Raw genomic sequence first — 12,588 nt, 5'->3', positions numbered from 1 at the left:
AACCATAGGCAAAACCCATTTGTTATTTTCAGACGGCCTCTTAGCTCAAACCTTGAGAACCGCATGTGTGCGTTCCGCACACATCTTACTTGTTGAGTTTAGGTTTCATATGGGCTACGGCTTGCTGAATCACTATCGGCACAGCTTTTACCTTCGCACTTCACATTCTCTGCAACAACCATCAGGCAGCCACGACAAAAGTTGAAGATGACGCGATAGGGTTTTGTTCATGATTTTAGTTCCTTGATTTTTATAGAATGATTGCAAATAATTGGACAATATTATTCTAAATCAAGGATCTTATCTAAATCAAAGGATTGCTGCCATTCGTTTATGAGAACTTGTATTCAATACAAGTTCTAACATCTTAATCATGGCACAGCGTATAAGCGTGGATTTGCAGTCCAATCTATATCGCTGATTCTATTCATTAAGCTAATTATGCTTATTCCTCAATCACAGTCTCCACCACCGAATGAATACTTTTAGGCAATTGCAAAAAAGCATTCCAAGCAATTAAAGCAGTTTTAAAAGTATGCAGCGAACAGCTTAAATCAGGCCAGCCGTCTTCTTCATCAAATTCGTTGTGATAGAAAACTACTTTTTCAGCAGAAATATCCCAGCAAAAACCTTGTCCACCTCCTGAATAAACTTCATTGGGATTATTTTCTGCTTGATAGATAAATTCTAAATTTTCATCTATGTCTTTTTGTAGATAAAGGTCTCCTGTTAAAACATAAATAATATATTGATACACTGTTCCTCGTGTATTTATCTTTTGATTAGAAGAATTATCTAAAAACTGGCAGTAGTTAAATAATTCACCAGAACTAAACTGATCATAAAAACATTTTATTTTATACATTTAAAAACACCTTTTTAATCAATACTTCATTTACTATTATAAAGTGGATAAGCTGTTCGATTAGGTTCCGTAAATCCTTCTATTTCAACACCAGATTTACTTGTACCTCTCCATTTTTGACCTTCTAATTCCTTTCTTTTCTCCCAAGCCGAAGTAACTTCAGCCCTAATTCTAGCCTCATCCCAATCTTTTGGGAACATGGTGTGCTTGGTCATCACTTTCCCACCTTTTTTCGTTTTCACCTCCCAACTTCCATCAGGCTTTTTAATTTCCACTGTCGCTTGATAAACCCCATGTTTATCAGGTGCCGAGGTTTGTTGTATCACCCGTACATCACCACGGGTTAGACTATGCCCTCCTGTTACTGTGCCTTTCTTATTGATATCACCACCTATAAAATGATTAAAATCTAACCCTGTTTTATTTTCCCATTCTCGTTGCGCATGGGCTTTAAACTGACTACTCTGACTCCTTCTTCTCGTTTCCTGAACATTTTTCTCCACCTGCTCACGAGTTGTCAATTTATTAAGCTTCCTATCAACCTCCCATCTCGGTTTTGCATCAGACACAGGCTTAGCCTTAGGCATACCGGCTCCTGATTTACCCACACTGAACAAATCTATAGAAAACTGAACATATTCCGCAGCCTGCTCCGACAGCCCCAACTGCTTCAAGGTCTGAACCGTAATCGTCGGTCGTTGTTCGCTGGCTTTTTTTCCGAAGTTCTTCGCCCCAGTAATGACATGATCGTAGGAAGACGTTACACCAACCAAAGCGGCGGCACAGCCTAAGCCGAAAGTCTCGGCACAAGATCCGCCTCCGGCTACTCCTGAAAGAACAACACCCAAACTGCCCGAAACGATTTCAGCCCCGGGTGAGATGTAGCGGTGCAGGATACTTTTGTCTTCCCTATCCAGCTTTTCGTACTCAGCCTTCAAATAAGAGGCTACTAAATCAGGATGTTGATTTAGGTAATATAAGGATTCTTTTTCTAAGTCCTTAAACCGACTGTCAAAGCGTTGGTCTTGGGTAAATTCGATAATGCGTCCTATATTTTGACGACATTCGGTAATTCTTCCTGTGGAACTGCATTCATGTTTGACTTGCTCTTTTATGACGGAATAAATTTTACGGGCTGTCTGTTCATCCCGTTTTAAGGCTTCCGATGTCAGATAGAGGTTGTTTTCCACCGCATTCTGCCCGACCGCCCCTCCGGTTTGCGCCTCTGCCGGCGTGCCGCCCACGGCCGCGCCCGTCAGCGATGCAATCACCCCGATCTTCGATTTGATTTCTTCTTTGATATGTTCCGGCAGCAGGTTGGCATTGAACTCGCCTGTTTGCGGATCGATTGCGGTTTTACCGTCGTTATACCGTTGGGCAAGATGTTCCGCTGCTTTTTCAGCTGCAACCGCAGCCGAACCGCCGGCAGCAAAATTACCACCGTTGACGCGGGCGATAGCTGCTCCTAAAAGGAAATGTCCGACGGCTTGGGCGGTTTCGTTTTTGTTTTCACCGTGTCCAAATGTCCTGCCTATTGCTTCGGAGGCATAAGGCGCAGCGGCATTGACTGCGCTTTGCAATCCGCTTTGACCACCAAGCAGACCGGTCGCGAGGGTGATGCCGGCATTAAGGGCACGGCTGTGTTTACCTCCCACCCCCAATTTTGGGCTTCGGCATCGGCTTTGCGATAGGTTTCTGAGTAGTTGATTAGGATTTTTTGCCGTTCGGTTTCGTCCAGTTTGGCGTAGGCTTCATAGCTGCCGTCATTTTGGGCTTTCAGACGACCTTCGAACTCCGATTCGGCTTTGGCTTTATTTTTTGCAGCGGTTTTTTGGCGGTTGCTGCTGAAAGTGTGCGCAGCGGATACTATATCGGAAGTTGCTTTAGCTATAATCTGTTGCTTTTCAGTAATCTTGGCTAAATCGGGCAGAGCCGCAACAGCACGGTGTGCGTTACTGCTGTCACTATTGATACCCAGTTCTTGCGTAGTGGTCTCTTTGCCGCCGATGTTCAGACGGCCTTCGCTCAGGGTAGCATAGGTGGTGCTGTTGTCGCCGCCTTTTTCATATTGCGGCAAGCCGGGGTTGAAGTCGGTACCATTTTTGCCTGCAGAGCGTGCAAATGCCTTACCTAAGTTTGTTTGACGGAAGTCGGCGTTGTCGGGGGTTTCAGAGGGGCTGTCGCTACCGTAACTACCGCTCAAGCTGACATTGGATGCGCTATAACTGCTTTGGTTTTGAATATTTTCAAAAGTAAGACGTTTGGCAGTTAATTCATTTTGCTCCTTCGGCGCGGTAGAGGTAATGGCTCCGCCTTTTAGGTGGATGCTGTCGGCCTCGATGTGGTAGCCGCCTTCTCCTGCAAAAAGTCCGGATTGGATAGCCGCACTGTCACTGCTGCCTGAAGCTTTGCTTTGGTTGAAGTTGCCCGAAGCCTCCCAGGCGGTGCCCAAGGAAACTTGTACACGTACGCCGGCGCCGGTTTGTTTGTTGTCCTGTTCGGTATGGTCTTGAACACTTTCGATGTTCAGACGGCCTTTTACATCGGCATCAATGCGGCCGGCAGTGGCTGCAGCCCCTTTGAGAGTGGTATCACCTTTGCTTGCCAATTCGATTTTATTAGCTTGGAGGGTCGTGTGATCGTGTGTTTGGGCAAGATAATGGTTTTTACCTTTGCTGCCACCCACTTCGCCATAAGCATAAACACCGGTTTGCGCGCCTACGGAGACGCCTGCACCCACTGATGCACCAAGGCTGCTATTTTTTCCATCGGCGGATTGGGAAGATTGGCCAGATTCGAGTATCAAATCTTTGGCTGAATCTAAGCGGAGGGTTTCAGCCGCTTGTGCTTGGGTGTTTTGAAGGTGGATGTTACCTTCGGTAGAACGGATATTGAGGTTACCACCGGCATTCAAAACATTGGCTTGGCTATGGTTTTGGCTTTGGTCTTGGCTGCTGTTGGCAGTTTTAAAGCCGAAACCTACTTCTGCTTTGGCTAATGCACCGCCGCTGGTAGCGGTATTGTAGGTAGAATAAGCTTGTGCACCTGCAGCCAGTGTTTGCAGCGCCTGCGTGCGGTCGTCTGCTTTACTCTTCACCGCGCCTTCGGCAGCGTTTACCAGGTCGATCAGTGGAGAAGATACCTTGGCAAAGGTGCCAATTTTAACGTCGCGCTCGGATTGGTGGCTGTTGTTGCGATTGTGGTCAGCCAGAATCTCAACGCTTTTTGCTGTAATATTGATGTCTTTGGCGGCCACCACATTGGCAACCTGTTGGGTATAGTTGCCACCAGCCTGTATATTGACGTTGCCGCCCAAGCTCCCAACTTGGGATTTAATCTGTTCAACTTGATTACTGTTACTATCTTTCCGGTTTTTCATCCACCCGGCAAAGTGTTCGGTATCGGAAATTACCGCAGTGCCGATGCCGCTGGTGATTTGACGTTCTGATTGGGTTTGATTGTTTTGGCTGGAACGGATATTGATATTGCGGCCGGCAGACAAGGTAACATCATCTTGCGCGGCAATGCTGCTACCGAAGATGTTGATATCCGCTTTTTTCGCTTGCAATGTGGCGATGCCACCCGCGGACAATTGTGTGCCGGTAGCTTTATCGAGATTGCCTTGTGCATTGCTACGGTCATTAAACGTCCCCGCCGGAATCAATTCTCGGTTATCTATGCTGAAACCGCTGCGCTTACGGGAACCGTGTTGATCGGCGGTGTTGCGGGCAACATCCAACGTTATACTTTCTGTTGCCGAAAGCAGGATATCGCGTTCGGCAGCCAGTTTTGTCCCTTCACTTCTGATACTGCCGCCGTCGGCAACAATGTTTAGGTTGCCTTGCGCAGAAACGGCCGTTACCACTGCTTGCGTATCTTCTTGATGACGATTTTCCGTAGTTTTTTGGCGACCACCGTTGATGACGATAGGAGTAAAAGCTGCTGTGGATGCCTTTGCTCCGGCATCGGCGCGTTGCAAGGCCTTACCCACTATGCTATTGCTGTAGCCACTGCCTTGCATATTGCGTTTGTAATTAGCTTTGGCAGCATCAATGGGATTCAGGGTTATGCCCATGGATAGACCTGATTGTTTTTGTTCGATATCGTTGTTGTTATTTGTTTCCGTGTACCCTGCATTTAAAGCAACATCACGTCCCTGTAGGTGCATATCGCCACCTGATGCCAGTATCGCAGCTTTGGTGTTTAGGGTTCGTTCGGCAACAACTACGGTATTACCTTGTTTACTACCGACTTGGGAGTTTGTCAGGGTGGTTGCAGTTTGGTCTTGGTTGGATTTTGTGGAAGCTTTAGTGTATCCGACACTTAAAACACCGTCGCGGAAGCCTCCGCTCAGACCCGATTTTTTATATTCGTGTGTTTCAGCATCAAAATAGCGATTGGAAGCTGCTTCTAGCTGGATGTCCCTACCTGCTTTTAAGACAGTGCCCTTATCAGAAATAAGGTTGCTGCCGCGTACATTGATATCCTGCCCGGCTGCAACAATCATTTTGCCGCCGCCGATGTTGCTGCCGACTGCTTCATCATGACTGAAGCGGTAGCGGTCGTGTGTTTTGGTACTGGAAAGGATGCCTTTGCTTTTCCCGCTTACCGAGGTATCCAGTTCGGTTATTTGGCGTCCTTCGCTGATAGTGACATCACGTCCTGCGGCAAGGACGGTTTTGCCTTCTTCGGCCTCCAGTTCGCCTTGGCGGATTTTTAAGTTGTTACCGGCTCTAAGCAGTGCGCCGTTTTGCATGCGGATACTGCTGCCGACTTCGGTACTTTGGCGGACATGGCGATGGTTCTCGTCATCTAATGCACCATAGGCTTCGCGATGTTCGGTATGGATGGTGCCGAGGTTGAGATTATTGCCGGCGGTAATTTGGGTAGTGCCGCCTTTAACTTGGTTAGAGACGGTGGCCGCATTGAGGTTGATATCGTTGCCGGCATGCAGGGATAGGATGCCGTCTGAAGCTCTGTTATCTACTTGCTCAGTATAGCTTCCGACCACGTTAATGCCGGCCATACGGTCGATGGCGGTATTGCCGTTACGTTCATTACCGGAAGTTTGGGTTGTACCGTTAAGGTTGATATTTTGCGCTTGGGCAGTCAGCAGTCTGCCTGCTTGTACCTGCCCGCCGTCGATATTGATACTTTTTTCAGCTTTTAAGCCGATTTGGTCGGCTTGAATGTTGCCGTTGCTGTTAATATTCCGTGCCTGGATGAGTACGGCCTGCCGCCCCGCAATGGTACCGCTGTTAGTCAGGTTGCCGTTTTGCAGTTTAAGTAAGACTTGTTCGGCACTAATCAGGCCACCGGAGGTATTGAGATCACCTTTGCGCGCCAGGGCATAGACTTTAGGAACCAGTACGGTTTGAGTCGAACCGTCAGACAGTGTGACGGTTTGATTTTCCATCCAAACGATATCTGAAGTTAAGCGGGCAACTTGCTCTGAACTCAAGGCGATACCTGGGGTGAGACCGAATGTTTTGGCAGCAGTAAGGCCGTTGTCCATCAGAGCTTTGAATTGTTCTTCATCACTCCTGTAGCCGTCGAGTCGGCGGTAGCCTGTTAACTGGTGGATTTGTTCATTAACAAGTTTTTGTTCGTAGTAGCCGTCGCCTAGCCGTTTGTGTAGATGATTGGCGTCCAATTCCAGTTGTTGCAACATGTAGTCGCTGCCCAACCAGCGGCGGTAGTCTGCAAATTGAGGATCGGTTTCAATCAACCAGCCTTTATTGTCAGGATGGGTGGTATAGAGGCTGCTGTTAGGCAGAGTAACAGTAGCGTTATTTAACGAGACCACATTACCGGTATGGATGCGCTGACCATTGACGGCTGCTGTGGATACTCCGTCAATCAGTTTGATTGCAGATGCAGCGGGTTGAAAGGAAGGGGAGGCGGCATTCTGTTGGATGACGGATACAGGCGTGTCGAAGTCGTGGGTAAATAGTTGGGTATCATGGTAAGGAGTATGGTTTCTTTCAGTACGGCGTTGTCTTTTTCTGCCGCTGTACCATCCTTTTTTTGTAACTGAATCCCACTGTGTGCCGACAGCATCTGTGCGACCTTTGCCTGTTGTACTTTGATTGGTAATTTCTTTCTGGTTTAAATCATCAGTGATAATACGCCCGCCCACTACAATCCGGCTGTCTTTGTTCAGCCAATTTTGACCTGAGGCAGTCAAATTACCGCCCACAGTAATGTGTGCCGGCCGGTTTTCGATGATGCGTTCTTTATAAGTCTCGATGTGGTAGTCTCGGACATGCCATTGGTTGGCCTCAATACGAGAACCATTTTTTAAATGGAACGTAGCAGTAGTTTGGTCTTTTTGTCCTTGCGAGTTGTCGAATAAACCGTCTTTTCCTGCCTGATAGTAGGTATTTTGCCCCAGTACGGTGTAGTCACGAACTTGCTTTTCTGCTTTGGCTAAGTATGTCTCTGTTTTAAAGTGATTATTGATATTCTGCATATTCCGAACAGACATCAATGCATCACCTTGTACTTCCAAACCGGCACTGCCATTAACAAAGGTATCGGCCATGCCTGCCGCATGATGTTGTTCATCCAGTCGATTACCTACGGCAAAAATACCTTCGCTGGATAGTAGGGCACCTTCTTGGTTATGAATCTCTTTCGCTCCAATATCCAAACGTTTCCTTGCAGCTATTGCCCCCGCTTTGGTACTGCCTTCCGTCGTTTCTTCCCGGTTAAGCAGTATTTGCGCGTCCAGGGCAATATGGTTGCCATAGATTTTGCCTGTCCCGGTGTTGGTCAGGGTTTGACCTGCACCGATGTGGGTCAAACCGTCGCTGTTGATCAAGCCCCTGTTGTCTACATGCTGTTCGGATGTGATGTCCGTTTGTTCTCCGCCAATAATTTTGCCTGTAACTTGGTTATCTATATTGCCGGCATTGAGTTTGAGCGTATGGCCTGCTTGTAGGGTATGGGTATTTTTCAGACGGCCTTTTATGCTTAGATTTAATTGTTTGCCTGCAGTGAGGTCGCGCTCTACGACGAAATCGTCCGCCAAAGCAATATCCAGTTTGTTACCGGCTGTTAATGTGCCATTGTTGGCGAGTGATTTGGCTTGTAGCGATACATTACCGGCAGATTGAATCGTGCCGTCCGCATTGTTTAACGCCAAAGTGTTTTGATTTTTATCGTGAATAGACAACTGCCGGTTGGTGGCAATTTCACCATGTTGGTTGTATAGGCCGTCTGAAACAGCTAATTGTGCTTGGTTTGCAGATAGTAGTTTGCCGTTTTGGTTGTCTACATTTCGACTATCGATAGTCAGTTGTTCGGTAGCAGTAATATGGCCGCTTTGGTTAGTCAGTTGCTGACTTTGGATGTTAACCGTTTCAGCCTCTATATGTCCGTGCGTATTATCTAGAGCCTGACCTTCGGTATTCAGTCGTGCAACAGAAACTTTTCCTGTATTGCGAAGATTATTCTTGGTGGTAACGGTTCCACTATCGGCAAGAATGTTACCTGCATTATGTAAACCGGCGGTATCAAGCTGTAAATGTGCAGCTCGAATATTGCCTTTTTTATCATTGCTCAAGCGGCCCGAATGAATGAGTGTCAGATTGTTGGCGGCAATTTCTCCGGCATTATGCAGTTCACGGTTGTCAATCTTGCCGGTTAGAGTTAATAAGTGACCGCTGTTTTTAGCAGTTTGAGTGTTAACAGCCAGATCGTGTGCCTGGAGTTTGCCTTTTACCGTATTGTTAAATGAATCGCCTGATACTCGTAGTTTAGCCGCATTCAGACTACCCGAATTTTCCAAACCGTTTTGGGCGGCAATGTCAATTTGCCCACCTGCATTGATTGATCCTGCATTGTCAAATGCTCCTGTTGTTTGAATGCGTCCTACGGCGTAGTTTTTTGCAGGTGCTGTAGGTGAAACGGGATTGTTTGAACCAGGCTTAGATACCGAGACAGTGCTGCTGCCTGAACCTGTTGCAGTACTCGGAATCTGTGGTATGACTGATGGATTGGGATTCAAACCGGTCTGTGGAACGTCACTTACACCAATCTTGCCACTGTTATCGAATTTGCCGGCAGATACCAAATCCAATGCTTGTGAACCTGTTTGAGTAATATTACCTGTGTTATCCAAACCACCTGTTGACATATCTAAGCGGGCAGCCTGGATCGTACCGTTGTTTTGGTTTTTCAGACGGCCTAAATTACGGACAGTCAATTGACCTGAGGATAAGACCGTACCTGAATTGTCCAGCGTCTGGCTGTGAATATTGGCATCATCCTGTGAGGCAACCGTACCGCTATTATGAACATTGCGGGCATGAAGTGAAACCGCATGATTTTCTCCCGTCGCTGCAATCATGCCCGTGTTGACCAGTTTACCCTCAGCATTCACTGCCACATTGCCGGCTGAGGCAAACCATTGCCCCTGATTGCGCACGGATGCATCACGATCAGTGCTGATCAGGGTGATCTTACCGGCATACATACCGCCCAATGCCCCTGTATCGATGGCATACAGTGAGTTGTCGGAATTTATATTCGTAGCAGGGGAGTGTGAAGACCGGATAGAGCCATCAGCTGAGACATCATTTTTCCCTGCCGACACACGCACATCTTTACCCCACACAGGCCCATCAATCTTAACCGCATGGCTCAATATCTGCGTGAAATCGGTATCACGGGCATCCAAACCTTGTCCCGTGATCGCAACATGACCCGAACGAACCTGAAAGCCTGTTAATGCGCCTATTTGATATTGTGGCTCACCTGTCGTCAAAGTGGCACGGGAAGCATTGATAAAACCACCACCATTGACTGCAATCCCTGCCGGATTGGCAATAACGACTTCTGCACGTCGTCCGCCCACTTCAATATAGCCATTCAGTTGTGAAGAATGGCTGCTGTTGATTTGGTTTACAACCACACGTGCTTCGCCCCTTGCCAACCAAGGATTGCCTTGAATCCAACCGCCTAGCTGTGTTTGGGTGTTGCTGCGGCTGTTGTTTAAAATCGCCCCGCGATTACCCACATCAAACTGGGCATATTGATTAACAGAAACCCCTGCCGAAGTAGGGGTTTGAATATTGACTTGCGGTATGCCGTTACCTGTTTGCAGGATGGTAGGCTGTTGCTGTGCAGGTGCGGATTTGTCGGCAACGATACCTTGGGCATTAGCAGAAGAAGAAGTCAGGATAAGGGCAGAACCGAGCAGTAATGAAAGGGAGAATGAGATAACAGAGATAGAATGGATAAAACCCGCAAAGCCCGCAATATCATTTGGCAACATACCTACAGCTTGGGTGTCGGCTGTGTTTTTGTCCTCGCGTTTGGCATTTTCAGCAACGGCTATCATGCAGTTTCGATGTTTGTTAAATACAACTTTGTACAGGGTGCGGTTCATAGTAAGGGCTTTCTTAATAATATTTTTATAATCGTAAATTAGATTAATTTTTAGAGGCTGACGTAGATTAGCAGTTATGCCAGGCTACGAAAATAAAGATAACCAATTGTAAATTAAACAATAGAGTTCAAAAGAAACTGCTTGAATTTTTCGTACTCCAAGCTACCGCCCGTTCCGCTGCCGATATTTTGGGTATGGCGCTGCGGTCAATTTCCGTTCCCACTTCGGCGAGTTGGCGCATAATAGAACGCTCGCGCACGATTTCGGCATAGCGCCGGATGTTGGCGGCAGACGGAGTATTTTGCGCCAGGGAAATCAGATATTCGAATCCCCACGCTGCTTCCAGCTCTTCGTTCCGCTGCAAATCTTCCTGAACCGTGATGACATCGGCAGGACGGCTCTCATTGATCAGTTTGGCAATGGATCGGAAAATCAGGCGGTGTTCATGCCGGTAAAAATCCTCTCCCGAAACCACATCGGCAATCCTGTCCCATGCCGGATTTTCCAGCATCAAACCGCCCAAAACAGACTGCTCCGCCTCCATTGAGTGCGGCGGAAGCGACAATGAGCCGATTCCTCCGTCTTCAGACGGCATGGCTGTGTAATCGTTCATGGTACATCCGCCAAAATTGCAATCTTCTATTGTAGCGTAAAGCAGGTTCAATTGGTTTCCGTACCGCAAAACAGGTAGGATACGCGGGCTGCCGGGTTAAATACCTTCCTCAACCATCACAGTTAACATAGGAAATAATCTGGCAATCTGAGAATCGGCTATCCACCTGTTTGTCCCTTCAGTCCTAAGCATACCTGAATCTTTAACCCAAATTGTTCCATCCTTGTCCTTAAAACGTGTGCCATTAGAAATCTTTTCCCATTCGGTTAAACCGACTTTTGCATTTTTGTTTTCAGGATTTTTGACCCCATTATCTTTAGCCGCATCTTCAAATCCCCAACGTTCCTCTACGGCTTTTTTCAGAATATTCAGCCTATGGGCTTTAGTCACGTTCTGACCTTTTGCAATGAGCGAAGCGATATATGCTTCCGCCCTGACCCGTATCGTTCCGGCTTCCAAATCAGTCATTCCGGCAAAAAGTTCCGATTGATTTTCAAGAGGGATGTCTTTCGACCCTATTTTATGTAGGATTGAGAATGTAAAACCTACAATTTTTCGTCCTTCTTTATGCTGCTCGTAGGTAATGGAAATATCCGTTTTATCATTGATCTGCTTGACGGCGAAATCCAAAACCTTACGTTTGAACAGCTCCATTTTTTGATACTCGTCAGGCATCACACCCAAACGTTCACGCAACTCCATTGTACTGAACATCGGTGTCTTACCGGCTGCACGCCATGAAATAATAATTTCGTAGAGCCGCACCGCGTATTTACTGCTCAACGATGAGACCTGATCAAGCTCGTAGCTTGTGAAGTTTTTTTCTAGCATCGTAATCAAAGGGGCAACATTTGGTGCAAAAACTAACTCTACCGTTGCCTGTTGTTCAATATAGGCGACCTGAGATACCCACCTTGTCCGTACTACCTTTTCCCCTTTTGGTGTTTTCTCGATAAAACTGAATTGGCGTTCAAAAAGGTTGTTACAGGCATCTTTCAAAGCCTTATACGCCGTATTGCGGTTGGTATGGAAATTATTCATGTAACTGCTGGCTGTAATGGTCAACCTGTCGTTTGCGGTAATCCCCTTTCCCGTAGTCCTAGCCTCAATAATGGACAACAGTATTAACCTCTGCTCCACCAGTTCAAGATTGTAGCTGGCATTGATTAACGCATTGTCTTTAACAACAAGGTTTTTAACAGCCATAACAGATGGTTCCGCTAAATAAAAACAATATGCTACCTTTGTATGATTAGGGTGTCAAATGATCGGTTGATTCTTGAACCTTATGCACGCTAAAAGGTGTGATATACCTGCAAAACGGTGTGCCACTTCCCGACAGACGGTGCTGCATTGCACGGTAAACGGTGTCAAATAAAACGACAAAAGGTATGATATTGCCCGATAAACGGTGTGATATATCCTGATTTACAACAGCAATATCTTTGAAATCCAATATATTCTTTTGAAATATACAGACCGAAAAGAGAAAGTGGTTAAAAGACTAAAATGAAAAACTCACTCTATTTTTTTGTTATTCAAGGGTTAAACCCAAGACTGTTGCACGCCAAACGGTGTTATATAAGTTTTTAAAGGGCAGTACATAAAGCATCATCCTGATTTAGAAAGGAACGAATGTCCAAGCGACGGGTTTCAACCGGTAAGGAATTTTGCACACCAAAAGGTGTTATATTGAGGGTGTTTATACAGAATTTA

The 12,588-nt window shown here is 46.5% G+C and carries 3 protein-coding genes and 5 pseudogenes; 1 reads left to right on the top strand and 7 read right to left on the bottom strand.

The window, feature by feature from the left end:
• Window positions 1-119 precede the first annotated feature (119 nt).
• From FGL10_RS13045 to FGL10_RS11650, 5 genes and pseudogenes are all read right to left on the bottom strand, one after another.
• Window positions 120-209: pseudogene (locus FGL10_RS13045) on the bottom strand (hypothetical protein); the annotation flags it as partial.
• 236 nt (window positions 210-445) lie between these two features.
• Complete coding sequence (gene mafI, locus FGL10_RS11660) at window positions 446-865, bottom strand: protein MafI (RefSeq protein ID WP_003711570.1); 420 nt, start codon at window positions 863-865, stop codon at window positions 446-448.
• Between the two features lie 26 nt (window positions 866-891).
• Complete coding sequence (locus tag FGL10_RS12955) at window positions 892-2,445, bottom strand: EndoU domain-containing protein (RefSeq protein ID WP_332000810.1); 1,554 nt, start codon at window positions 2,443-2,445, stop codon at window positions 892-894.
• Window positions 2,397-4,763: pseudogene (locus FGL10_RS13095) on the bottom strand (hemagglutinin repeat-containing protein); the annotation flags it as partial. The gene FGL10_RS12955 and the pseudogene FGL10_RS13095, both read right to left, overlap by 49 nt.
• Before the next feature lie 369 nt (window positions 4,764-5,132).
• Window positions 5,133-10,259: pseudogene (locus tag FGL10_RS11650) on the bottom strand (two-partner secretion domain-containing protein); the annotation flags it as partial.
• Between the two features lie 92 nt (window positions 10,260-10,351).
• Here FGL10_RS11650 and FGL10_RS12245 point away from each other — a divergent pair.
• Window positions 10,352-10,456, top strand: a pseudogene (locus tag FGL10_RS12245) (IS1595 family transposase); the annotation flags it as partial.
• Here the strand turns inward: FGL10_RS12245 and FGL10_RS11645 are convergent.
• Window positions 10,456-10,872: pseudogene (locus FGL10_RS11645) on the bottom strand (DnaB-like helicase N-terminal domain-containing protein); the annotation flags it as partial. The pseudogenes FGL10_RS12245 and FGL10_RS11645 overlap by 1 nt on opposite strands.
• A 96-nt stretch (window positions 10,873-10,968) precedes the next feature.
• The gene (gene repM / locus FGL10_RS11640) at window positions 10,969-12,078 is read right to left on the bottom strand and encodes a replication initiation protein RepM (protein ID WP_003711201.1); all 1,110 of its coding nucleotides are present in this window, start codon (window positions 12,076-12,078) and stop codon (window positions 10,969-10,971) included.
• Between the last annotated feature and the right edge of the window lie 510 nt (window positions 12,079-12,588).

The sequence above is a fragment of the Neisseria lactamica genome (assembly GCF_901482445.1).
Lineage (GTDB): Bacteria > Pseudomonadota > Gammaproteobacteria > Burkholderiales > Neisseriaceae > Neisseria > Neisseria lactamica.
The sequence above is the reverse complement of the archived record's forward strand: the minus strand, read 5'-3'. Positions and strand labels throughout refer to the sequence as shown.

Bases quoted from the DNA above. Each gene is read 5' to 3' on its own strand.
- mafI (WP_003711570.1), bottom strand. From the start codon at position 865: ATGTATAAAATAAAATGTTTTTATGATCAGTTTAGTTCTGGTGAATTA.
- repM (WP_003711201.1), bottom strand. From the start codon at position 12,078: ATGGCTGTTAAAAACCTTGTTGTTAAAGACAATGCGTTAATCAATGCC.